Source organism: Vibrio xiamenensis, from assembly GCF_900100015.1.
GTDB lineage: Bacteria > Pseudomonadota > Gammaproteobacteria > Enterobacterales > Vibrionaceae > Vibrio > Vibrio xiamenensis.
The window spans coordinates 13,252-36,131 of record NZ_FNDD01000033.1 but is presented as its reverse complement, the minus strand read 5'-3'; the positions used below and the strand labels follow the sequence as shown (position 1 = coordinate 36,131).

At 48.9% G+C, this 22,880-nt stretch carries 21 protein-coding genes; 12 read left to right on the top strand and 9 right to left on the bottom strand.

What is annotated here, in order from left to right; genetic code table 11:
* Positions 1 to 14 precede the first annotated feature (14 nt).
* Entirely contained in the window at positions 15 to 1,076 is a 1,062-nt protein-coding gene (locus BLS03_RS20900; RefSeq protein WP_093278548.1) for a TRAP transporter substrate-binding protein, read from the bottom strand.
* A 266-nt stretch (positions 1,077 to 1,342) separates the two neighbouring features.
* On the opposite strand from BLS03_RS20900, the gene BLS03_RS20895 reads away from it, so the two are divergent.
* From BLS03_RS20895 to rsgA, 6 genes are all read left to right on the top strand, one after another.
* Positions 1,343 to 2,071: a 5-oxoprolinase subunit PxpA gene (locus BLS03_RS20895; RefSeq protein WP_093278547.1), complete on the top strand. Its 729-nt coding sequence runs from the start codon at positions 1,343 to 1,345 to the stop codon at positions 2,069 to 2,071.
* Positions 2,068 to 2,751, top strand: coding sequence for a 5-oxoprolinase subunit PxpB (pxpB, locus tag BLS03_RS20890; protein WP_093278545.1), 684 nt, complete (start codon positions 2,068 to 2,070; stop codon positions 2,749 to 2,751). Before BLS03_RS20895 ends, pxpB begins: the two co-directional genes overlap by 4 nt.
* On the top strand, positions 2,748 to 3,686 hold the full coding sequence (locus tag BLS03_RS20885; protein ID WP_093278544.1) for a 5-oxoprolinase subunit C family protein: 939 nt from the start codon (positions 2,748 to 2,750) through the stop codon (positions 3,684 to 3,686). Before pxpB ends, BLS03_RS20885 begins: the two co-directional genes overlap by 4 nt.
* Positions 3,687 to 3,947: 261 nt before the next feature.
* Complete coding sequence (locus BLS03_RS20880; protein WP_218122028.1) at positions 3,948 to 4,742, top strand: NPP1 family protein; 795 nt, start codon at positions 3,948 to 3,950, stop codon at positions 4,740 to 4,742.
* Between the two features lie 204 nt (positions 4,743 to 4,946).
* A complete protein-coding gene (locus BLS03_RS20875; RefSeq protein ID WP_093278542.1) occupies positions 4,947 to 5,705 on the top strand; it encodes a 5'-nucleotidase, lipoprotein e(P4) family in 759 nt (252 codons plus the stop codon).
* 459 nt (positions 5,706 to 6,164) lie between these two features.
* Positions 6,165 to 7,214, top strand: coding sequence for a ribosome small subunit-dependent GTPase A (rsgA, locus tag BLS03_RS20870; protein WP_093278540.1), 1,050 nt, complete (start codon positions 6,165 to 6,167; stop codon positions 7,212 to 7,214).
* Between the two features lie 107 nt (positions 7,215 to 7,321).
* On the opposite strand, the gene BLS03_RS20865 is transcribed toward rsgA, so the two are convergent.
* A complete protein-coding gene (locus tag BLS03_RS20865) occupies positions 7,322 to 7,945 on the bottom strand; it encodes a TIGR04219 family outer membrane beta-barrel protein (RefSeq protein WP_176765656.1) in 624 nt (207 codons plus the stop codon).
* Between the two features lie 387 nt (positions 7,946 to 8,332).
* Here BLS03_RS20865 and arfA point away from each other — a divergent pair, with 387 nt between their 5' ends.
* Both arfA and BLS03_RS20855 read left to right on the top strand, forming a co-directional pair.
* A complete protein-coding gene (gene arfA, locus BLS03_RS20860; protein WP_093278536.1) occupies positions 8,333 to 9,826 on the top strand; it encodes an arabinosylfuranosidase ArfA in 1,494 nt (497 codons plus the stop codon).
* A 169-nt stretch (positions 9,827 to 9,995) separates the two neighbouring features.
* A complete protein-coding gene (locus BLS03_RS20855) occupies positions 9,996 to 10,382 on the top strand; it encodes a hypothetical protein (RefSeq protein ID WP_093278534.1) in 387 nt (128 codons plus the stop codon).
* A 69-nt stretch (positions 10,383 to 10,451) separates the two neighbouring features.
* Here BLS03_RS20855 and BLS03_RS20850 read toward each other — a convergent pair whose 3' ends face one another.
* Entirely contained in the window at positions 10,452 to 11,339 is an 888-nt protein-coding gene (locus BLS03_RS20850) for an SDR family oxidoreductase (RefSeq protein WP_093278532.1), read from the bottom strand.
* A 95-nt stretch (positions 11,340 to 11,434) separates the two neighbouring features.
* Between BLS03_RS20850 and BLS03_RS20845 the strand changes: the two genes are divergently transcribed.
* The gene (locus BLS03_RS20845) at positions 11,435 to 12,262 is read left to right on the top strand and encodes a helix-turn-helix transcriptional regulator (RefSeq protein WP_093278529.1); all 828 of its coding nucleotides are present in this window, start codon (positions 11,435 to 11,437) and stop codon (positions 12,260 to 12,262) included.
* Between the two features lie 40 nt (positions 12,263 to 12,302).
* On the opposite strand, the gene BLS03_RS20840 is transcribed toward BLS03_RS20845, so the two are convergent.
* The 6 genes from BLS03_RS20840 to BLS03_RS20815 form a co-directional block, all read right to left on the bottom strand.
* Positions 12,303 to 14,063, bottom strand: coding sequence for an ABC transporter ATP-binding protein/permease (locus BLS03_RS20840; protein ID WP_093278527.1), 1,761 nt, complete (start codon positions 14,061 to 14,063; stop codon positions 12,303 to 12,305).
* A gap of 122 nt (positions 14,064 to 14,185) precedes the next feature.
* Positions 14,186 to 15,028, bottom strand: a complete 843-nt coding sequence (locus BLS03_RS20835) for a Rossmann-fold NAD(P)-binding domain-containing protein (protein ID WP_093278524.1) — start codon at positions 15,026 to 15,028, stop codon at positions 14,186 to 14,188.
* Between the two features lie 76 nt (positions 15,029 to 15,104).
* Complete coding sequence (locus BLS03_RS20830; protein ID WP_093278522.1) at positions 15,105 to 15,956, bottom strand: ABC transporter permease; 852 nt, start codon at positions 15,954 to 15,956, stop codon at positions 15,105 to 15,107.
* A 3-nt stretch (positions 15,957 to 15,959) separates the two neighbouring features.
* Positions 15,960 to 17,198, bottom strand: a complete 1,239-nt coding sequence (locus BLS03_RS20825; protein WP_093278520.1) for an ABC transporter permease — start codon at positions 17,196 to 17,198, stop codon at positions 15,960 to 15,962.
* 29 nt (positions 17,199 to 17,227) lie between these two features.
* Positions 17,228 to 18,280: an ABC transporter substrate-binding protein gene (locus BLS03_RS20820; RefSeq protein WP_093278518.1), complete on the bottom strand. Its 1,053-nt coding sequence runs from the start codon at positions 18,278 to 18,280 to the stop codon at positions 17,228 to 17,230.
* A gap of 42 nt (positions 18,281 to 18,322) precedes the next feature.
* Positions 18,323 to 19,420, bottom strand: coding sequence for an ABC transporter ATP-binding protein (locus BLS03_RS20815; RefSeq protein WP_093278516.1), 1,098 nt, complete (start codon positions 19,418 to 19,420; stop codon positions 18,323 to 18,325).
* Positions 19,421 to 19,932: 512 nt separating this feature from the next.
* On the opposite strand from BLS03_RS20815, the gene BLS03_RS20810 reads away from it, so the two are divergent.
* Genes BLS03_RS20810 through BLS03_RS20800 form a run of 3 tightly spaced genes read left to right on the top strand, consistent with a single transcriptional unit; the run spans position 19,933 to position 22,875 of the window.
* Complete coding sequence (locus BLS03_RS20810; RefSeq protein ID WP_093278514.1) at positions 19,933 to 20,949, top strand: TRAP transporter substrate-binding protein; 1,017 nt, start codon at positions 19,933 to 19,935, stop codon at positions 20,947 to 20,949.
* A 56-nt stretch (positions 20,950 to 21,005) separates the two neighbouring features.
* Positions 21,006 to 21,563 carry a TRAP transporter small permease subunit gene (locus BLS03_RS20805; protein ID WP_093278512.1) on the top strand — a complete coding sequence of 186 codons (558 nt, stop codon included), beginning with the start codon at positions 21,006 to 21,008 and terminating at the stop codon, positions 21,561 to 21,563.
* Complete coding sequence (locus tag BLS03_RS20800; RefSeq protein ID WP_093278510.1) at positions 21,556 to 22,875, top strand: TRAP transporter large permease; 1,320 nt, start codon at positions 21,556 to 21,558, stop codon at positions 22,873 to 22,875. Before BLS03_RS20805 ends, BLS03_RS20800 begins: the two co-directional genes overlap by 8 nt.
* Positions 22,876 to 22,880 lie beyond the last annotated feature (5 nt).

Genomic DNA, 22,880 nt, shown 5'->3' with positions numbered 1-22,880 from the left:
GCTATAACCCGAGTTTAAGGATGGTAAGCGTCGAGTACCGCTTTACCTTCAGCGCCGGCTTCGTCAGCCCACTCTTTGGCCATCACATCGCCGACTTTTTTTAGTGACGACATCAGCTCAGCACTTGGTTTAGCGACTGTGATGCCGTTATCTGAGAGCGCTTTGGTTTTTTCAACCGTCTCTTTTTCGGCCATTTCCCAACCGCGTTTTTCGGCTTTATCTGCCATCGCAAGTAGCTCACCTTGCACTTCTTTTGGCAGGCGTTTAAATGCGCGCTTATTGACGATAACCATGTTCTTCGGAATCCACGCCTGAACATCGGTGTAGTTAGAGAGGTAATCCCACGCTTGGCTGCTCACGCCAGTGGTTGGCGAGGTGATCATCATATCTATGATACCAGTTGAGAAAGCCTGAGGAATTTCAACGGTTTGTACTGTGGTTGGTGTGGCGCCAAGCAGTACTGACAGGCGAGACAAGGTTGGGCTGTAGGCGCGCATTTTGCCGCCTTTCAAGTCGTCGATAGTTTTGATTGGCGCCTTGCTGTAAATGCCTTGTGGTGGCCAAGGCACAGAGTAAAGCAGCATCATACCATCTTTATCGAGTTTCTTTTCCAGCGTTGATTTGGAGGCGGCGTACAGGGCTTTGGCTTGCTCAAAGTTAGTGGCAAGAAAGGGAATATTATCCAGCTTATAGATCGGATCGCTGTTACCCAAAATACCGATAAACACTTCGCCAATCGTCACTTGTTGAGTGCGGACCGCACGTGCAATTTCGGTATGTTTAATTAGTGATGCGCCAGAGTGAACGACGATTTCCAGCTCACCCTTGGTGGCTTGTTTTACGTCTTTAGCGAATTGAATCACGTTTTGGGTATGATGGGTGGCGTCGACGTAAGGGGTTGCCATGTCCCAGCGAGTGGCGGCAAAACTGGCGCTGCTGACGAGTGCGGTGAGTGTCAGCAGTGACTTAGTTAACAATGTAGAGTGTTTAAAAAAAAGGTGTGTTGCTGAGATATTTTTTGCTGAGTTAGCCGTCGCAAGTGGTTGCGCACTCACTTTAACAAGTGTTTTGAACATGGCCTTTGTCCTTATCCAGTTGGGTTCCTTGGCTCATCACGCAAAATACGTCCTATCCATTTTTGCGTACTTTGATTGGGATTTGAGTGCGATAAATATTCATTCACCGCGTCAATTTCATCCCAATTGAATGATTACAATAGCGATATACAAACAAATTGACAACAATTGAAAAGCGAATAGGATGTAATTTACATTCAATTTGTATTTGGTGGCCATTCGGTAACCAGTAAGACGTAGCAACGGCATCGAAGGGAGAATCGATAATGAAGCTCAATTGTGATCTTGGGGAGAGCTACGGAATTTGGCAGATTGGGCGAGATGACGCCGTCATGCCCCACATTGATATGGCCAACATTGCCTGCGGCTTTCATGCCTCTGACCCTGACGTAATGGCGAAAACCATTCAAAGCGCGCTAGAACATGATGTTCAAATCGGTGCGCATCCCGGTTATGACGACAAAAAAGGTTTTGGCCGTCGCTCAATTGCTCATCAACCGGATGAACTCAAACATCTGTTTATTTATCAAATCGGTGCGATGCGCGGCATGTGCCAGCTGTTTGGTACTGATATCAGCTATGTTAAGCCTCACGGCGCTTTGTATAACGATATGATGGCGAATCAAGCCGTATTTCAAACTTTGATTGAAGCTATGGCTAAGGCCAGAATCGGTGTGCCGCTGATGATTTTAGCGCGTAAAGATAACCAAGCGTATCAGAAAATAGCGAAGGAACATGGCGTTGAATTGTTGTTTGAAGCGTTTGCCGATCGCGCCTACAACGCCGATGGTCAATTGGTGGCGCGCACTGTCAACGGTTCGGTGTATCACGATGCGCAGCAGATCATCGCGCAAGTGACGCAGTTGGTGCAAAGCGGCACGCTGACCACTATCGATGGCGAAACCTTGGCGTTGCATGCCGATACCGTGTGTGTGCATGGCGATAACGATCAATCGGTGGCGACCATCGCCCAATTACGAAAAGCGCTGTCATGACCAAACGAGTGATTCGCTTGTCGGAAACCCACATGATGGCGTACGTCGGCGATAAGATTAACGTTGATCGCGTGTCAAACATCGCAGCGCTGTGTGAATTGCTTGGTGAGCAATTTCCGCATTTAATCGAAATCATTCCCTCGTATACCAGCGTGATGGTGGCGTTTTCGCCGCTGGAAGTCGACGGTGATGTGCTTGAGCAGCATTTACATGCGCTGCTTAGGCAGTTTGAATCGCTGCAAAGTTCGGTTGAGGCTAACTTGATTGAACTGCCTGCGTATTATGATGTATCAGTGGCACCAGATTTGAACTTCGTGGCTGAGCGCAATCAATTGTCGGTTGAGCAAGTGATCGACATTCATAGTCAAAACCACTACACCGTATGCGCAATAGGTTTTGCACCTGGATTTGCGTTTCTTGGTTCAGTGGATGCGCGCATTGCCACGCCGCGCCATTCAGAGCCCAGACTTAAGGTGGCCAAAGGCAGTGTTGGTATTGCCGACCAGCAAACGGCGGTGTATCCGGCGCAGTCGCCAGGCGGCTGGCAGATCATCGCCAATTGCCCGGTGTCTTTGTTTGACCCAGACCAGACGCCCATGACGCCATTTCAAGTTGGCGATAAAGTGCGTTTTAAGCCTATTGACCGGCAAACCTTTATCGAGCTTGGAGGTGTGTTATGAGTCGCTTAATTGTACAAAGCCCAGGCATGCTGTCCTTGATTCAAGATTTAGGCCGCAGCGGCGTCGGTCACCTTGGCTTAAGCGCGGGCGGGCCGGCAGATTTGCATGCCTTTTGCTGGGCAAATCGTTTACTTGGCAATCCAAGCGGTGCCGCGGCACTGGAAATCACCCTCGGCCAAGCGAGTTTTCGCGCTGAGCAGGAAATCGCTCTAGCACTGACTGGCGCGAATATGTCGGCAAGCATCGATGGCGAGCCGATTGAGCATTGGCGCTCGTTTGTGCTCAGACAAGGGCAAGTACTTAAGCTTGGTTTTGCGCGCCGCGGGTTTCGCGCTTATCTTGCGGTCGCAGGAGGGATTCGCGGTGCCATTGCATTTGGCAGCGTCGCAACCGTAGTACGTAACCAAATGGGCGGTTTACCACAGTCGCCGGGGCGCGCGTTAATCAAAGGTGATGTGCTTGAAAGCGCAGGGTTGCGGTTTAATTTGGCAAGCTCTCATGAGCAATGGGTGCCAAGCCGATTTATTCCCGATTATCGCGAGCACATCGACATTGGCATGTTTGAAACGTATCAGAATTCGCTGTTTAGCGATGAGCAGAAACAGCAATTTTACCAAACCGATTACACCATCAGCGATAAGCTAGACCGCATGGGGATTCGCCTGCAAGGAAACGCGATTCACCCCGCGCAAAACGGTGTCATTTCCGAAGGTATTGCGCCGGGTTCGATTCAGTTTCCGCCAAGCGGCCAGCCGATCATTTTGCTTAATGATCGTCAAACCCTAGGTGGCTATCCCAAAATTGGCTGTGTGTCGAAATTGAGTTTGATGCGCCTTGCTCAAGCTCGCCCGGGTACGACGCTAAGGTTCTATCGCGCCGACATCGCCGATGAGAGTCAAAAACTGCAACAGTTCATGCGCTTCTTTTCGTTATAACTTCTTTCGCATTTACTTGCGGCGTCGTCCTCTTACGCCGCACTTACCTCAAGTGACCAACCGCCAAGTCGAATGTGAAGGATTGGCGGTTTGTCTTCTATCTGCAGCAAATTTCATCCGTCATTCGATGACAAGAAAATCGTCATGTTCCTGAAATCGTTACATGAAAGCTTATTAGCCTCGTATTGCGCGTGGCTAGGTGTTGTCGGCGCGCGACACGAAAAACGGCTTTTATTTAACGACACAACCAGAGGAATGGTAATGAAAGGACAGATTTTTTCACGCGCTGCGCTTGCCGTAGTCATGCTAAGTGGTTCATCGCAGGTCTTAGCAGACGATTTTGCTAAGTTAGATCAAGCGTTGCCAACACAGACAGATGCTAGTTCCATCGCGCCAGTATTTGATTTTGACAGCGATAGCTGTTTGCCAAGTGCTGGGGTTAGCCGCAGCGGCGAACAAAACGGCGGCCTGAAACCGAGTGGCGGATTGACAAGCGGGTGTCGCAGTGAAAACTTTCTCGATCTCTCAAATAGTTATCATCGTTACGCGTGTATTGAAAGCGATGGTGATCAGTACTGCGGCCATTTTTATGCACTCTATTTTCTTAAGGATCAGATTTTAGATGGCATCGAAAGCGGCCATCGTCATGATTGGGAACACGTGGCGATTTGGACCAAAAATGGCACGGTTACTCACGGTAGTTACAGCGCGCATGGTGATTTGACGACTGAGGCTAAAGCGGATCTCGATAGTGAAGGGGACCACATCAAGTTTGTCTATCACAAAGATGGTTTGCTGACTCACGCGATGCGCTTTAGCAAAACCGATGAACAGGCGGAAAACCCATATGGCGAGTTTGTGACGCCAGAGATTGTCAGCTGGTACAGCATGGAAGGTGACAGCGTTAGCAACAGCGAGCTGCGCAATAAGCTCAATACTTTTGATTACGGTTCAGCCAATGTGCCAATCAAAGACAGTAATTTCCTCACCAACCTCAATGACGGTAAGCCAGATAGCTATCCGACCTTTACCAGCGACAGCGTCACCAATGCGTAATAAATACGCGAATATCAACCAGCTCATGCAATAGCAGTAAAGTGGTGATTTTGTATTTCACTCAAAATGCTGAGTTTTGGTGGTTATTCGGGCGCCGAGGTCAAATTCGGCGCTTTTTTGTATAAGGTGTTGTCGATACTTGGCTGAAAAATATCCTAAGTATCATGCCTTTAATAATAATTCCCGCTCAACATGGTGATAAAAATGAACAACACTCTAAAAACTTTGGGACTTGGCTTGGTGATATTGAGTAGCAGTTTTGCTGCTTTGGCAGAGGAGCCGACCTTGTGCCAGGCCAAAGAATATCAAATGGCGCTGCGCTATCAGCAGCAGTCCGCTGAAATCAAGGCGATTCAATTGCAAACCTATCGCTTTGCTCGCCAACGTTTGGCCGAAATTCTTCAAGCGGATCAGGGCAAAACTGACCACAAAAGACTGGCGGTGGTGATGGACTTGGATGAAACCATTCTCGATAACACACCGCTGCTGGTGCGTGATATGCAAAACTGCCAAGATTACACTACGTGGGATACTTGGGCGGATTGGGAAATTAATGGCCATCCTGAGTTGATTCCAGGTGCTAAAGGATTTATCGAATACGCCGACCAGCAGGGCGTGAGTCTTTACTATGTGTCTGACCGTTACGATGAAAACAAAGCCAGTACTATCAAGACTCTAGAAGAACTTGGCTTACCACAAGTCTCGGAAAGCACGGTTTTGCTGTATAAATTATCCAAGCAGCAACGCCGTGACAGTATTGCCAAAAATCATCGTATCATCATGTTAATGGGTGATAGCTTGCCAGATGTGTCGGCGGAATTTAAGAACAAACAAGACACTCAATATAACCGGGATTTGGTAGAAAAAAATGCCGTCCACTTTGGCCAAGATTGGATCATCTTTCCCAACGCCAGTTACGGCGCGTGGAAAAAAGCCGAGCTTAGTGCATGGCAAAGCAAATAGTCATTGTAAGAAGCTAGAAATAGCATATGTAAACGGGCCGTCGGGCTCGTTTTTTACCCAAAGTGTTCGTTTGAGTATCACTGGCTAAGGTAAAAATGTTGCGTGGATTCACGAAGCGCGGTGATGAGATTCGATGTACCTAGGTTTTCGGCGCGCACTCTGATAAAGTCGGCTTTGATCGCAGGCTAAAACCCTGCCACGGTCGAATATCATTTCACTCAAATAAGGAGAAGACCATGATTGTATTACAAATCCACCCGGCGAAAGTGAGCATGCAGGGCTAAAACCTACTTTTTCAACTCTGTTGTTCCACTTCTCGCCCGGTGCTATCTAACCGGGGAAACACATCTATCAGTTCATATCGACCACAATTTGGTGGCGTATTACTTGTTGTTTGCCCTTATTCTATCTCGCAATGCGTGTGCATTGACGAGCTGTTTATTTGTTTAGGGAACCTCAATGAGTACTTCCAAAACGTTACACCAATTAGGGTGGCAAGCTTTTTTCCAACAACAACTCAATCTTGAAGAATTTGAACAGGCGATCATCGCTCGAGTTATTGCGCATCATCGCAGTGAGTATCGAGTATTGAGCCCGCAAGGCGAATTCACCTTGCCAAGGCTGACATCAATGCCCGATTTAGTGCTTGGTGACTGGCTGCTGCTTAGCGTCGAAGGGCAGTTTCAACGCCTGCTGGAGCGCAAGTCACTGTTTGCTCGTAAAGCGGCCGGTGCCAAAGTCGAGCGGCAGCTTATTGCATCGAATGTCGATAGCGTGTTTATTGTCAGCTCGTTAAACCAAGATTTTAACCTTAGTCGTATTGAGCGCTATTTAGCGCTGGCGTATGAGGCGCAGGTCGAGCCTATCGTAGTGCTCACCAAAGCCGACTTATGCCAACACAGCGAGCAATTGGCAGAGCAAGTGCGCGTTCTCGATCCACTGTTGTGCGTTGAGGTGGTGAATGGCTTATCATCGCAATGCCAAACTCAGTTGATGCCATGGTGCGGCGCAGGTAAAACCGTCTCGATGCTCGGTTCATCCGGAGTGGGTAAATCGACGCTGGTCAACGCGCTACTTGGCGAAAATGTTCAGCTGACCTCCGGCATTCGTGAAGATGACAGCAAAGGCCGTCACACCACGACGTCACGTTCGATGCATTTTATGACCAATGGAGCGGTGCTTATCGATACTCCGGGAATGCGCGAGTTGCAACTGGCGGATTGTGAGCAAGGAGTGAAGCGCGCGTTTGCTGATATCGATGCGTTGGCGGCAGAGTGCAAATTCCAAGATTGCCGACATGGCGCTGAACCGGGTTGTGCGGTGCTCGCGGCGATAGAGAGTGGTGAGCTTGATTCGCGGCGTTTGGTCAATTACCGCAAATTACTTGCCGAGCAGGCGTATAACCAATCAAGTTTTGTTGAGCAGCGGCAAAAGGCCAAGCAGTTTGGCAAAATGGTTAAGTCGGTGAGCCGTCAAACCCGTTATATCAAAAACAGTTACGAGCGTTAGTGATAAGTAAAGGTCGAGGTTATTTTCTGCCTCACCAAATAAAAAACGAGCCAATGGGCTCGTTTTCTTATGTTTAACCGAATGTCAGGTTTAACCGAATGTTAGGGTTAGAAATCGAGGTTAACACCAACAAACACACCTTGAGCTTTGCTGTCTAGGTCGACATGGTCAAAGTCATTGAGGTCAAATTTCTGAATGCGGTAACCGCCTTGCAGTTCAATATCAAACAGACCCATACCAAATGAGTACTGCACGCCGCCTTGTAGGTCGCTGCCCGTGTCGCCGTCAAACGATGCCACCCAACCTTTTGCAAACAGGAACAGTGGTGTGGCTGGAATGCCGATTTCAGCGGCGCCGTATACGTGCGGTAGGTAACCTTCAAAATCGGTCGAGTTGACTTTAGCGTCAACTAAACGCGAGATACCCGCACCAACATCGACAGAAACTAAATCGTTATCAAGAATTTCGTAGTACAGCGTGAAATCTTGTTTGGTGTACTCAAAGTTATCGGCATCAACTGCAGATTGAGCGATTTTTACGTTTGGAACCAATGGAATAGGGTGCTCAAGAGACGCTTCGATAGTGTAAGTCATCTCATCACCGTTATCTTGCTGGTTATACTCGTAGTTTTGTTGCCAAAGGTTCATTTCGACATCGCCACCGAGAAGCATATCCGCGTGCGAAGAAAAAGCAGTTGCTGCGAGTAGCAGGCTTAGAGCAGTTTTTTTCATGGTATTTTCTTTCCAAATCATAAGCCTAACATCAGGCTGGCAAGAGTTTAATGCTTTCCAATCAGTCTTGGCTAATCATTTTTAACTAATGACTTACCCTATCATTACCATGCTTTAGTGCGAGCTTTATAATGAGTAATTGTTAATCAGGTTCAAAGATTTGTGATTTCGGGCATTGATATTTGCCTCAATAACGCATTTTTTAAGCACTTGAATTGCTTAGGTTAAAAACTCTAATCTGGCGCTTTGTACCGACCTTCATCTGCCAGCTTCGCACAATTGCCCAAACGCCGTTTCCATGCAGGTTTATAGCGTTTTTCTACATGTCTGACGGTTTTTCCTGCTCTTTATAATGGTGGCTTGTGCGCTTTGGGCTAGGGAATCGCAATGAAAAAAGCAAAATGTATCGTAAATCAACACTTTAAGTTGGCAGATATCGATGAGCGTATTTACGGCTCGTTTATCGAACACATGGGCCGAGCGGTGTACACCGGCATTTATCAACCTGAGCATCACAGTGCTGACGAGCAAGGTTTTCGCCAAGATGTACTGGAAGCGATTCAAAGTCTGAACGTGCCGATTGTGCGTTATCCGGGCGGAAATTTTGTTTCGGGCTATGACTGGCAAGACGGTATTGGACCAAAAAGCGAGCGTCCGACTCGGCTTGACTATGCGTGGCTGTCGATTGAGAACAACCAATTTGGCATCAATGAATTTGCCGACTGGGCCGCGAAAGCACATACCCAAGGTATGATTGCCGTCAATCTGGGCAGCGGAACTCCGCAACAAGCGGGGTATCTGGCGGAATATTGCAATATCGATAAAGGCACTTATTGGAGTGATAAACGCCGCGAACACGGTTATGAGCAGCCCCACAATTTCAAAGTTTGGTGTTTGGGTAATGAAATGGACGGCCCGTGGCAAACCTGCGCGCTCAGCGCTCAGGAGTACGCCAATAAAGCGCGAGAAACCGCAAAAATTCTCAAATGGGTTGATCCAAGCATTGAGCTAGTCGCGTGTGGCAGTTCATCAAAAGAGATGGCAACCTTTCCAAGCTGGGACAGAACCGTACTTGAGGCTTGTTACGAGCATGTCGACTACATTTCTCTGCACCGTTACTACGAATATGAAGGGGACAAGCTGAGTTTTCTTGCCGCGTTTCATGACCTCAACGATTTTATTCACACCATTAAAGCCACCGCCGATTACGTCAAAGCTGAAAAGCGCAGCGACAAGGTGATGATGCTCAGTTTAGATGAGTGGAATGTCTGGTACATCAAACACATGGACACCAAACGTTGGCAGTGGGCGCCCGCAATCGCCGAAGATGTCTACTCGCTGATGGACGCGTTGGTGATGGGTGGATTGCTGACCACCATAGTCAACAACGCCGACCGCGTAAAAATGGCCTGTCTTGCCCAATTGGTGAACGCACTGGCGCCGATTCACACCAGCGCCGAGGGTGGGGTGCTCAAGCACGCCACTTACTATCCTTTTATGCAAGTGAGTAATTATGGCCGCGGCAGTGTGTATAAAAACATCGTGCTGTGCGATGAGGTGCAAACCGAGAAATACGGCGCCGCGCCGCAACTGGCTACCCTAACCACCTTTGATGCTGATAGCGGTGAAATGGCGTTTTTTGTCCTCAATACCGATCTTGACCATGACGTTGAGCTTGAACTGCGGCTTGAAGAATTTGGTGCGCTGAAAATGATCGAGCGCCAAGTCCTGACCGGCGATGACCTGTTTGCGGTCAACAGCTTTGATGCGCCGAATAATGTGGTTCCGACCACACAAGAATGTATTGAACACGCTGGCTCTCAGTTCTCGATTACGTTGCCGAAAACCTCCTGGACCATGCTACGTTTTCGCGTGGTGTAAATCGTGTTTCGCGCACTTAGCTGATTCTAAGATGCGCGAAATTTTGCCAAACGTGACATCGGCAAAAGTTTCGCTAACGGGCATTTAATCGCTGTGTTTGAGTCGCCGCATTTTGGTTGAAACACGACTGCGTCTGTAACAAAGACGTATCAACGGTTAAGGGGATACCATGCGAAACCATATTTTGCGAAAAAATGTCACGCGAAAACATGTCACGCTTTTCACTCTCGTATTGCTGTCGGTTACGGGGTGCGCACGTTCAGTGTCTTGGAGTGAATTTTCTCAACATAATGATGATGCCAATTATTGTCAGTCGGCATATCAAGAAACGCAAGACGCTGAGCAATGCTCGATCGAGTACATCGCTTATCAGCATGCCAAAAGTGAATGTCAGAAAGCGGAGAATCCAGATTACTGTGTGCTGTTAGCCAGACACGGATGGGATAATTACAAAGATATCATTCTTAATGATAAACCGACTAAAGAGCATGCTGGGATTTATCCGGTATTTTGCAGCTATAAAAACGATCAGTTAACGCTGTGTTCTGATTTATAAATGGCAACTTAGCGTTCATCATCAAAAAAAGAGACTCATTGAGTCTCTTTTTTACGCTTTGGGTAAAGCTTATTCCACAATCGCGTTGGCGATATCATCAAATAAACACGGGCCGTTTGGCGTCCAACCAAGCAGTTGTTTAGTGCCCTGCCCAGATGCGTTTAGATTTTCCTGCACCAGACGACTCATTGCGCCAAAATGGTTTGATGCATCATCTGAGCTCAAGCTTTGCGTAGGTACATCCAAGCGCTTGGCAATGGCGCTGGCAATATCGCAAAAGGCGATATTTTGCTCTGCCGCCGCGATGTATTTCATGCCGCTTTGACCCTTTTCTAACGCCAGACGATACAAGCGGGCAATGTCTTGCAAGTGCGCGGCTGACCACCGGTTGTTGCCTTGTTCAACGTAGCAAGAAACGCCGCTTTGACGCGCGATATTGAATAAATAACTCACCAGTCCAAGTTTATGAGGATTATGTACCTGAGGAAGACCAACCAGCAAGGCGTTTACTCCTAACGCAGCGCAGGCCAGCGCGGCTTCGTCGGAGGCGGCTCTTGGCATTTGGTCGCTAGTGAGACGAGGGGTTTCGGGCTGGGCATTGTGCTCAGCGCCGGTCATAAATGCTCCCGAGGTAACAATCAGCGTTTTGTTGGTACCCGCAAGCGCTTGGCCAAGTTGCATGATCACCTGTTTATCATCTTGGCAGTTTTGTACAAAGGTTGAAAAATCGTGGTTAAACGCGGTGTGAATTACTGCATCGCACTGCGCAGCAGTAGCTTGTAATAATTCACTTTGATCCAAACTTGCGAGCACCGGCTTAACGCCGATTTGGCTAAGTGCATCAGCGCCCTTTTGTGAGCGAGTCAACCCTAGCACTTGGTAGCCGTGGGTAACGAACTCTTGGCAGATCGCATGGCCAATAAAGCCGCTAGCACCCGTAACAAAAACGTCAGTCATAACACTTTCCTTTATCAGAGAACCCGGCCATTGTAGGGGCGTGGTGAACGCGATAAAGTAGTGACTTTATCATGGTATAAGGACTAACAGGATAAATGAAAGCGAGTAACGAAAGCCATCTTGGTGAGTTTCTTAAAGATAAACGTCAGCGCCTTGACCCGTTGGCCTTGGGTTACTCGGCGGCGCGGCGGCGTACGCCGGGATTACGCCGCGAAGAAGTGGCCGCGCGAGCCAACATCAGCGTGACTTGGTATACCTGGCTTGAACAAGGACGTGGTGGCACACCATCAGGTGAAGTGCTGGGAAGAATTGCCAAAGCGCTGCTGCTCAGTAGCGCCGAAACCGAATACCTATTTTTAACCACCTTGGGCCGTCCGCCAGAGAGCAACTATCAACTTAAAGCGCAAATCGCACCGCGCCTGCAACAGATTCTCGATGCGCTGTCGCCGAATCCGGCATTGATCCGCAACTTAACTTGGGATGTGCTGGCTTGGAATCAAGCCGCCGCCTGCGTACTAACCGATTACGCCAAATTGCCAGTGGACGAGCGAAATATTTTAAAGTTGTTTTTTCTGCGCCATGAGGTTCGATTGCACAACCCGGATTGGCATGACACTGCGCGTTTATTGGTGAGCGCGTTTCGCTCTGATATTGCAAGGCTCGGGGAAAACCAACGCACCGCCGATTTTATTGCTGATCTCAGTGAGCAAAGCGCCGAATTTAAACAGTTTTGGCGTTCTCATGAAGTCAATGAATTCACGGCAGGGGTCAAGACACTGCATAACCCCAGCGCAGGCGAGCTTAACCTCGCCTATTCATCATTTTCTGTGTCCGGTAGTCCAGAGCTGAGCTTAGTGGTTTACACGCCCATCGCCGCGCAAGATCAACAAAAAATTGCCGACTTAGTTTCAGGCTGCCCTTGAAGAAAGCGCCTCGCTTACAGCCTAGACGCCAACTTCGTGACTATTGCATGTGCTTAAATTGCAGCGCGACGAGGCGCTGATACAGTTCGCAACTTTGCATCAGTGATGAGTGATCGCCAATATCCACTATAGCGCCATCGTCTAAGACTGCGATTTTATCGGCGTGTTGGATGGTGGATAAACGATGAGCGATGATAAGCGTAGTACGACCTTTCATTAACGCTTCTAACGCTTGTTGAACGTGGTGTTCGCTTTCACTATCAAGGGCGCTGGTGGCTTCGTCGAGCAGCAGAATTTTTGGGTCTTTAAGAATCGCGCGAGCAATCGCGATGCGCTGTTTCTGCCCGCCAGATAGCCTTACGCCGCGCTCGCCAAGAAAGCTATGGTAGCCGTCGGGAAGCTTTTCAATAAACTCATGGGCATGCGCTTTTTTCGCCGCCGCGATCACTTGCTCGTCGGTAGCAGTCGGATTGCCGTAGCGAATGTTGTGAAAGACATCGTGGCTAAATAGGGCGGGCTGCTGCGGCACCAGCGCCATCTGGCGGCGTAGGTCGCTCGGGTCTAAGTTGCGAATATCAATACCGCCATACAGCACTTGGCCCTGCTCAGTATCGTAAAAACGTTGCAGCAGTTCAAACAGTGTGGTTTTACCCGCGCCTGATGGGCCGACCAGTGCCAACACTTTGCCTTGTTCAGCAGTGAGATTGAGTTCTTTGATCGCAGGCTGGTCAGGGCGCGAGGGGTAGTTGAAACTTACCGAGTCAAAGGTGACTTCGGCAGGCATAGTTTCGGTTATTGTCATTGGCTGGCTTGGCGCTTGAATATCGCTTTCAACGTGCAGGATTTCAATCAGTCTTTCGGTGGCACCTGCCGCGCGTTGCAGCTCGCCCATCACTTCGGAAATGGTGGCGGTGGATGAAGCGACCATAATCGCGTAAAACACAAACGCCGCCAGATCGCCGGCCGACATTTGGCCTTGAATCACGTCACTGCCGCCGACCCAAAGCATGCCGGCAATGGCGCTAAACACAATCACAATCACGCCTGAGATCAGAATCGCTCGCTGCTTGACGCGCTGGCGTCCCACTTCATAGGCTTTCTCTACCTCATCGGCAAATGCGGCTTTTTCATACTGCTCAGAACTAAAGCTTTGCACCGTTTTGATCTGCTCGATTGCCTCGCCAGCATAGCTGCCAACATCAGCCATCGAATCTTGGCTTTGGCGCGATAGTGCCCGCACGCGGCGTCCGTAAATCAGAATCGGTATCAAAACCAAGGGCACCGAAATCAGCACAATCAGAGTGAGCTTAACGTTGGTGGCAAACAACATCACAATCGCGCCAACGCACATTAACGCGCTGCGCATCGCCATGGAAAATGACGAACCAATAATGCTTTGCAGCAGCGTCGTATCGGTGGTGAGGCGCGACATGATATCGCCGCTACTGTGGGTTTCAAAATAGCTTGGATGCAGGGTCACCACATGGTTAAACACCGCCAGACGAATGTCGGCGCTGACTCGTTCGCCAACACAAGAGACCAGATAGAAGCGAAAGAAGGTGCCGATAGCAATGCACAGTGTCACGCCAATAATAAACTTGATGGCGTTGCCAAGCTCATTCAACGACTGTTGAGCAAAGCCTTGGTCGATAAGCAAACGCACGCCGTAGCCCACTGATAACGTCAGGCTTGCGGTCGCCATCAGAGCAATAAGCGCGGCGATAACGCGCCATTTATAAGGGGCAATAAAGCTGCGCAATTGCAGCAGAATACTGAGGTTCTGATTGTTTTTACGGCTCATGAGTCGCTCACAAAGCTGGACTGATAATTGGCATACTAAGCCACTTTGTTGTTTGCAACCAGTGACTTTCAAGTCGTGATAAGTGATTTTGGTTGTAAAACAACCTCAAGTTTTACCCGCGCTTAGCGCGATGCATGAGTGAGTAGATATTGGACAATCGCTGTCTGTACGGGCAACAGCCAGCGCTTTTGCTCGTAGCCAGCAAAATGTGCATAAGTGCTGGGTTTAAACAGCACTTCATTGCCGATGGTGACTGGCGGTGTGGGAAGTAATTGCGGATGCCCCAGTTTTGCAAGATGAGCCATGGACATGGAGTAAGTGTTATCTGCAAAGCCTTTTGGCCACGCGTCGGTGATGACCACATCGAACTCGCCATCAAGCTCATCGATATAGTGGACGTACTGCTTCTCACAGCCAGAGTGATCAGCAGAGACAGAATGCTTATCGCTGTGTTCAGAGCTTGGACAAAAGTGAGTAATAGTGATGCCAAGAACTTGCGCCAATGAGTGCCAAGACTTAAATACGTTGGTCATAGGCCCCCACAATAAAATCCGCAGGTTATCAAGGGAACCATGTTGTCGATACAAAGAGTAGCCATCGGTTAACACTTCGCAGGGATGCGCCTCACTCGACATGGCGTTAATCACCGGTTTGCTGGTGGCATTGGCAAATTCTGTCATGCGCTGATGATTGCCATCACGAATCACATACAGCGAGTAAAAGGGGTCCAAATAACCGGCCAAGTCATCAACCGCTTCTGCGGTTTTTAGAAAATTGGGTAATTCAACATAATTCAAACCAAGCTTTTGAAACGCTTGGATAAACGTGGTGCGAGTACGAATGCCGTTGCCTTCAAACGACCAAGCCACGCTGCCTTGAAGCGGCTCGGTGACTTGGTCAGACACCTGTTGCCAAATCTCTAAGATCTGGTGTTTTTCAAGGCTATTGATATCGAGTAATTTCATTGAATCCCTATGTTATTCATAACGCTCCCTTTAAGCATTAACATAACACAGGGGGTCAATTGACACTATTCCACGTCTACAGTTCACCCATGCGAATTCTCTCAGAGCGCGCTCTTAAGTATTCAAGGGTTAACAGCAGCAGCATTGAAACCACCACCAATAGCGTCGCAACCGCCAAAATGGTTGGGCTGATTTCTTCGCGAAGACCAGAGAACATCTGCCGCGGAATGGTTCGCTGCTCTGGGCCTGCCAGAAATAGCACCACAATCACTTCGTCAAATGAGGTCACAAAAGCAAATAACGCCCCGGAGATAACTCCCGGACGAATCAGCGGCATGATGATTTTAAAGAAGGTGTAGGTGGGTTTTGCGCCCATCCCAAGTGATGCGTTAACCAAGGAGTGATCAAACCCAGCAAGCGCGGCGTTCACGGTAATAATCACAAATGGTGTGCCCAGAGCGGCGTGGGCGATAATCACGCCAAGATAACTGCCCGCAAGGTTAAATTGAGTGTAGAAAAAGAACATACCGGCGGCGGTGATGATCAAAGGGACGATCATCGGTGACAGCAGCATTGCCATAATCGCGCGCTGAAACGGCATGTCTGAATTGCTCATGCCGATGGCGGCCAACGTGCCGAGCACAGTCGCGATCACCGTCGCGCAGATGCCGATAAAGAAGCTGTTTTTAATCGCCAGTAGCCATTGGTCATCGGCAAAAATTTGCTGATACCATTTTAAGGAATAGGCATCAGGGTCAAAGGCCAGCATGCCTTTGGTAAAGGTGAAAAACGGCTCAGCGTTAAACGACAGCGGAATGATCACCAAAATTGGCAGCATCAAGAACGCCAACACTAAATAGGCCGATGCCGATAGGCTGACCGAGCCGAGTTTTTGCAGTGGTGAATAGTAGCGAGGAAATCGAAACATAGCTTAACCCAACTTAATGTTGTTGACGCCAACTAGGCGATCGTAAATCCAGTACAGTGCCACGATAAGGATCAGCAGCAAGCTACCCAGCGCCGCGGCTAACTCCCAGTTATTTGAAGACTGCATATGAAAGGCGATAATGTTACTGATCATCTGGCCGTCGGTACCGCCCACCAGCGCGGGGGTAATGTAGTAGCCAATCGAAATAATAAACACCAGCAGTGCGCCGGCGCTTAAACCGGGCAGTGTCATTGGGAAATAAATCTTAAAGAATGCGGGCATCGGTTTTGAGCCCAGTGATAACGCGGCTCTAAAGTAGCTTGGGTCAATATTTTTCATCACGCTGTAGAGTGGCAAGACCATAAACGGTAATAGAATATGGGTCATGGCAATCACGGTGGCGAACTCGGTATAGAGCATTTCCAGCGGTTTACTGATGATGCCGATGCTCTCAAGTGTGCTGTTCACCACGCCATTGGTTTGCAACAGCGCAATCCATGAGGTAGTGCGCACTAACAGTGAGGTCCAAAACGGCAGTAGCACAAATACCATCAATGTGTTGGCTTTGCGGCTACTGGTATTGGCCAAGTAGTAAGAAAGCGGGAATGCTAACAGCGCGGTCAGGAGCGTAATGGTTAACGCAATTCGCAGACTGCGCCAGTAAAGCTTGAGGTAAATTTGAGTGCTGCGCGCCTCGATATCACCTGATGGCGACAGTTTGAGATCCAGAGCGGTGAGGTAATAGCGTTCGGTCCAAACACTACCGAGCTTTTTCATCGCGATCCAAATCTTAGGGTCGTGCCATTTTTTGTGGATTGCGAGTAGCTGTTTTCCTTCGCCGTCCAGCAATTCCTGCTGATCAATGCGTTTGAGTTTTCGCGCACTGGACTTAATCAAGCTCGATGAACCGGGCACGGCGCGGTTGAGCTCTTCCGCCAGTTTGCCTGAGTTACGTTCGCTGGCAAGAGTTTGTAGCTCGGCGCTAAAGGTTGCCAGCACAGGCGCGGGCGGCAGGGTTTTGCTTGATGCGTCCCATTGCTTCATCTCGGTAAGGGTCTGCGGAATTAACTGCGACACGGTAGGATGATAGACACTGCGATACAGCATGGTCGCAATCGGAGCGAGAAATGCCAGCGTCACAAAGCACAAAAGTGGTAGGGTAAACGCCAGTAACCGAATTTTCTTACGCCTAAGCTGTTTCTGGCTATGGGCTATCTCTTCAATACTTAAATGCGCTGACATCCTGTTCTCCTAACTGATTCGAGTCACGACTATTTGAGTAGCCACTCGTTGAACTTCTCGCCCAGTGATTCGCCATAGTCGGCCCAGAATACGCTCGATGCTTTCAAGCCTTCGTCTAGGTGAGAAGAGGGCAGCATAGGGATCACGCTCTTATCAACATATTTGTATGATGAGGTACGAGTCGGACCGTAGGCGATATCCGGCATGCCAGAAAGTGGTTTGGAACCTGTGGCGTAGCGAATGAAATCTTGCGCAGTTTCTTTGTGTTTGGTGCCTTTTACTACGGCCCACACATCCAAATCGTACAAGTTGCCATCCCAAACCATTTCAAACGGTTTGCTTTCAGCTTTGATCGCGCTAAAGATACGGCCATTAGCGGCTTGCACCATTACCGCGCCGCCATCGTTAAGCAGTTGTGGCGCTTGAGACCAAGAGTCGAACCACACAATGTCATCTTTGATGGTGGCCAGTTTATCGAGGGCGCGTTGTTGACCTTCTTCGGTTTCTAGCACGTCATAGACTTCGGATTTTGGCACGCCATCGGCAATCAAAGCCCATTCCATATTCACTTGAGGACGTTTGCGCAGCGCGCGTTTGCCCGGGAACTTTTTGGTATCAAAAAGATCCTTGATGGTCATTGGCTTACCGCCTTTGATGGTGTCTTTGTTGTAGGCGTAAAGTACGGTCCAAACGATGTTACCGACGCCACACTCGTTCGCTAATGCTTCGCCAGCGAAGTCTTTGGCCGCAGGTGTACCGTCATCGCCAGCCGGTAGGGTGTCCATCGGGAAAGGTTCTAGCAAGCCTTCAGAACAGGCACGCTCAAGGTCGATCACTTCCATATCGATAACGTCCCACATTACGTTACCGCTTTCGACTTGCGCTTTCAGTTCAGCGACACCGCCAGAGTAGTTTTCAAATAGGATTTTGTTGCCGGATTCTGCCATATATGGGTCAAGCATGTACTTTTGCTGGGTTTCGCCATATGAGCCACCAAAAGAGACGGCAGTAATCTGTTCGGCTGCGACACTTGTGCTTATTGCACCTGCAAGCAGCAGGGCTATGGTTTTTTTACTGATCATACTGATTCCTTTCAAGTTGATAGTTTGGGGTATAAATCTGAGTTACGGCCTTTCCAATGCTCTCCCAGTGATGGCAGACCAAGTGAGGTTGGTCATCTCGCCCGGTTTGAAACTTGGCGCTTGTTGGTCGTTAAGTACCTTGACCATGACTTCGGTTTTATCGCCGAGTTCAAACAGGTAACGAATGAAGTCGCCGACATAAAGATGGGTAATGAATTTGGCTTTGATGCTGTTGTCGTTGTGTGAGCTTGGTGTGCCGATAAACAAGTTTTCCGGTCGCACCGTTAAAATGCACTCTTGGCCGGGTTCTAACTTACTCGGTGATATCGCCCGAACTCTCGATTCATCACCAAGGGTCAGCTCAAAGTAATCGCCGTTGAGTTCATGAACCGTGGCGGGAATGTTGTTGTTTTCGCCGATAAAGTCGGCGACAAACGCATTGGCTGGCTCTTCATAAAGAGTATCTGGGCTGGCACATTGTTGCACCACACCGTTATTAAATACCGCAATGCGATCAGACATGGTCAGCGCTTCGGTTTGGTCATGGGTGACATAGATGGCAGTAAAGCCGATTTTTTCGTGTAGGCGTTTGATTTCAAATTGCATCTGTTCGCGAAGGTTTTTATCCAACGCGCCGAGCGGCTCATCCATTAACACGATAGAAGGTTCAAAAATCAGTGAGCGAGCCAGAGCGACACGCTGTTTTTGGCCGCCAGAAAGCTGGCCTGGGTAGCGTTTGCCAAACTCTTCCAGTTCGATTAGCGCCAGTGAATCCGCCACGCGGCGTTTGACTTCATTGTCTGGCAGTTTTCTTACCGTTAGAGGGTAGGCGAGGTTTTCCGCGACCGTCATGTGGGGGAACAGTGCGTAGTGCTGGAACACCATGCCGATATTACGATCGTAAGGAGCGACATCGGTAATCGGTTTGCCATCGACCAGAATCTCGCCGCTGGTGACGTCTTCAAAACCGGCCAGCATCATTAAGCAAGTGGTTTTTCCTGAACCGGAAGGGCCGAGTAGAGTGACAAATTCGCCTTGGCGAATGTCTAAGTTAAACTCTTTGACCACTAACGTGCTTTGATCGTAGCTCTTTTTTACTTTTCTAAATTGAACGTATTTTTCGTTACCCGTGTCGCTCATCGATTCCTCACTCGCGTGTTGTCACGTCCTCTTCCATATTGAGGACCGATGTCTACGTGCAAACCCAAGTTATTGAAAATAAGCACCAAAAATAGTCAATCCGGGATTCATTCTGGTGCAAATTGGTCTGAAATAACTCTGATTTGCGCTGACCAATAGCAGTACTGCAAGACCCATACCAGATAGATAATTATCTGCTTTGCTTGAATATATTTGCGTGAAACGCTAACCAAACGCCGTCAAGTAAGTTAAATCCGCTTTCGGGTTTTGGCACGTGCAAAATGAATTGCTGCGTTTGCCCATTTCATTTAACCCACTTCACAGTTCGAGGTTTGCTGTTAACAGATATCGAGGTTTTGTAACGAAAATGTGATTTAGATCTTTGTAAGTTTATCCTTGTTACCGGTAACATTGGCTTCGAAAGTTACCGGTAACATAACAACTACAACCGGTCGTCAACCGCGCTTTGGGCGTGATTGAAATAACGGAAACAAAACAAGGATACCCCTACTATGAAAGCGATGACCAAAACTCTGCTTACTGCCTCGATTGCTGGTCTATTTTCTGTCTCTGCTTTGGCAGCGGACTTCAAACTAAAAATCCAATCATCAGACCCATCTGGCGACCTGAACTTTAAAATTCAGCAGCACTGGGCAGATCGGGTTGAAAAAATGTCCAACGGTCGCATCGATATCGACTTGCTACCTGTGGGCTCTGTGGTCAAACACACAGAGACGCTTGGCGCGATCAAAATGGGTATTTTGGACGGTCAAGTGACGGCGACGGGCTACTTTTCTGGTAAAGATCCAGCGTTTGGTTTGATCGGTAACATGGTTGGCGCTTGGTCTGACACCACGCAATTGCTGCAATACATGAACTACGGCGGCGGTAACGAGTTGATGACCGAACTTTACGCGCCTTACGGGGTGAAATTTGTTGGTGCATCGACCACTGGCGTTGAGTCTTTTGTCTCGAAAAAGCCTCTTGATGGTGTGGCGGATTTGAAAGGCCTGAAACTGCGAGCGCCAGAAGGTTTGGTGCAACAAGTGTTTGCCGCCGCGGGCGCGACACCTGTTAACTTGCCAGGTTCAGAAGTGTTTACTGGCCTGAGCAAAGGCGTCATCGATGCTGCGGATTACACGGTATTTTCTACCAACCAAAAAGCCGGTATGAACGACATCGCGCCGCACCCAGTACAGCCAGGCTTCCACTCTTTGCCGCTTATCGATATCTCTATTTCGCAAAAGAAATGGGACAAGATGCCTGAAGATCTGCAAGCCATTTTGCAAACTTCCGTTCGCGATTTCTCTTACGACATGACCACTCAACTGAAAATGGCGGACATGGCTGCGGTGAAAGAAGCCCAAGCCAATCCAAACATCACGATTCATAATTGGTCGGATGAAGAGCGTAAGAAATTCCGCGAAATCGCCAAGACGCAATGGAAAGTGTTTGCTGAGCGCTCACCAAACGCGCAGAAAGTTTACGACTCTGTCACCGCGTTTCTTGAAGCCAACGGCCTGCTTTAATCACTTGTTTTGCACTGCGTAGGAGGGCATCGCCCTCCTCATCCTGAGAGCATTTTATGACGGATAATACTCCCCACACACCGCCAGAGCCGGAAGAGCAGCCACGCAACCTGCTTGATAAAGCGGTAATAAAAATCAGTAACCTATTGAGTTGGTTCTTTATTTTTACGGTTTTGATCTCCTTTTACGAAGTGGTGATGCGCTATGTGTTTGATGCGCCGACCACTTGGGTGCATGAAACGGCATCATTCATCGGCGGGTCGCTGTTTATCGTTGGTGGTATCTATGCCTTTGCGGCCAACAAGCATGTGCGTGTGGTACTGATTTACGATGCGGTTTCCGGTCAAACTCGTAAATACCTCAATTTGGTGCACCACATTGTCGGTTTAGCGTTTGCGGGCATGTTGGCTTATGCCTCTTATTCTCTGGCCAAAGAAGCGTGGTTTACTCCTTGGGGAGAGCTGCGACTTGAAACGTCTGGTTCGGTGTTGAACGCACCGTATCCTGCGCTGTTAAAAGGCCTGATTTTTGTTGTTCTGTGTATTCTTGTTATCCAGTTTGTATTGCACTTAATCCAAGAGATTATGGGGCTAAGGAAGCATGACGATGTTTGATTTGTCTTCGATAGGCCTCGCTTGGGGCAGCGTTTTGATGCTGGTGATGATGATCGGCTTGCTGCTCACCGGTATGCAATTGGCATTCGTCACCGGTTTTGTGGCGATTTTCTTTACCCTATTTTGGTTTGGCCCGGATGCGTTGCCGCTGATTGCCAGCCGAACATACAGTTTTGCATCGGGGTATGTGTTCCTCGCGGTGCCAATGTTTGTGTTGATGGCGGCGCTTTTAGACCGTTCGGGCATTGCCAAAGATTTGTTTGATGCGATGAAGTCGGTTGGGCGAAAAGTTCGCGGCGGTGTTGCAGTACAAACCTTGATGGTGGCGATTTTGCTGGCGTCGATGTCGGGCGTGATTGGCGGTGAAACTGTCTTGCTTGGGATTTTAGCGCTGCCGCAAATGCTGCGTTTGGGCTACGACCGCAAACTGGCGATCGGCACCACTTGTGCTGGTGGCGCGCTAGGCACCATGCTGCCACCAAGTATTGTACTGATCATTTATGGCATGACTGCCAGTGTATCGATTGGCGATCTGTTTAAAGCCTCATTCTTACCGGCATTCATTTTGGCGGGCTGCTACATAGGCTACGTGTTGATTCGTTGTAAGCTCAATCCTGCGCTGGCTCCGATTCCAAGCGATAGCGATGAAGAGCTAGAAGCGCCACAGGTGAGCTATTTTAAAGCGCTGTTTTTCCCGTTGCTGTCGGTGGCTGTCGTACTTGGCAGTATCTATACCGGTGTTGCCTCGGTAACTGAAGCGTCAGCGCTTGGCGTGGTGGGTATTATGATTTCAGCGCTGATTCGCGGCGAAATGAATTTCACCATGCTTAAAGATAGTGCGATTGCCACTATGCGCACTTGCGGCATGATCATGTGGATCGGTATCGGCGCCAGTGCTCTGGTGGGCATCTATAACCTGATGGGCGGTATCGATTTTGTTGAAGAAGTGATTTTAAGCGTCAGTGGCGGTAGCGCTATCGGTACTCTGCTGATCATGATGGTGATTTTACTGGTACTTGGTATGTTCCTTGACTGGGTTGGCGTTGCACTACTCACCATGCCGATTTTTGTACCGATCATCACAGGTCTTGGCTTTGATCCGATTTGGTTTGGTGTGGTGTTCTGCCTCAACATGCAGGTCTCATTCCTGTCACCACCTTTTGGCCCAGCGGCGTTTTATCTCAAATCTGTGGCGCCGAAAGACATTAGCCTTGGGGAAATTTTTAGCTCACTGTTGCCATTTATCGGCCTGCAAATTCTAGTGCTTGCGCTGGTGATTATATTCCCTGAACTGGCGATGTGGTGGAAGTAAGCCAA

Coding starts and splice junctions, on each gene's coding strand:
- BLS03_RS20855 (WP_093278534.1), top strand. CDS start 9,996: ATGCGAAACCATATTTTGCGAAAAAATGTCACGCGAAAACATGTCACG.
- BLS03_RS20800 (WP_093278510.1), top strand. CDS start 21,556: ATGTTTGATTTGTCTTCGATAGGCCTCGCTTGGGGCAGCGTTTTGATG.
- BLS03_RS20845 (WP_093278529.1), top strand. CDS start 11,435: ATGAAAGCGAGTAACGAAAGCCATCTTGGTGAGTTTCTTAAAGATAAA.
- BLS03_RS20830 (WP_093278522.1), bottom strand. CDS start 15,956: ATGTTTCGATTTCCTCGCTACTATTCACCACTGCAAAAACTCGGCTCG.
- BLS03_RS20875 (WP_093278542.1), top strand. CDS start 4,947: ATGAACAACACTCTAAAAACTTTGGGACTTGGCTTGGTGATATTGAGT.
- BLS03_RS20805 (WP_093278512.1), top strand. CDS start 21,006: ATGACGGATAATACTCCCCACACACCGCCAGAGCCGGAAGAGCAGCCA.
- BLS03_RS20820 (WP_093278518.1), bottom strand. CDS start 18,280: ATGATCAGTAAAAAAACCATAGCCCTGCTGCTTGCAGGTGCAATAAGC.
- BLS03_RS20850 (WP_093278532.1), bottom strand. CDS start 11,339: ATGACTGACGTTTTTGTTACGGGTGCTAGCGGCTTTATTGGCCATGCG.
- BLS03_RS20840 (WP_093278527.1), bottom strand. CDS start 14,063: ATGAGCCGTAAAAACAATCAGAACCTCAGTATTCTGCTGCAATTGCGC.
- BLS03_RS20880 (WP_218122028.1), top strand. CDS start 3,948: ATGAAAGGACAGATTTTTTCACGCGCTGCGCTTGCCGTAGTCATGCTA.
- BLS03_RS20895 (WP_093278547.1), top strand. CDS start 1,343: ATGAAGCTCAATTGTGATCTTGGGGAGAGCTACGGAATTTGGCAGATT.
- BLS03_RS20825 (WP_093278520.1), bottom strand. CDS start 17,198: ATGTCAGCGCATTTAAGTATTGAAGAGATAGCCCATAGCCAGAAACAG.
- BLS03_RS20810 (WP_093278514.1), top strand. CDS start 19,933: ATGAAAGCGATGACCAAAACTCTGCTTACTGCCTCGATTGCTGGTCTA.
- BLS03_RS20835 (WP_093278524.1), bottom strand. CDS start 15,028: ATGAAATTACTCGATATCAATAGCCTTGAAAAACACCAGATCTTAGAG.
- rsgA (WP_093278540.1), top strand. CDS start 6,165: ATGAGTACTTCCAAAACGTTACACCAATTAGGGTGGCAAGCTTTTTTC.
- pxpB (WP_093278545.1), top strand. CDS start 2,068: ATGACCAAACGAGTGATTCGCTTGTCGGAAACCCACATGATGGCGTAC.
- BLS03_RS20900 (WP_093278548.1), bottom strand. CDS start 1,076: ATGTTCAAAACACTTGTTAAAGTGAGTGCGCAACCACTTGCGACGGCT.
- BLS03_RS20815 (WP_093278516.1), bottom strand. CDS start 19,420: ATGAGCGACACGGGTAACGAAAAATACGTTCAATTTAGAAAAGTAAAA.
- BLS03_RS20885 (WP_093278544.1), top strand. CDS start 2,748: ATGAGTCGCTTAATTGTACAAAGCCCAGGCATGCTGTCCTTGATTCAA.
- arfA (WP_093278536.1), top strand. CDS start 8,333: ATGAAAAAAGCAAAATGTATCGTAAATCAACACTTTAAGTTGGCAGAT.
- BLS03_RS20865 (WP_176765656.1), bottom strand. CDS start 7,945: ATGAAAAAAACTGCTCTAAGCCTGCTACTCGCAGCAACTGCTTTTTCT.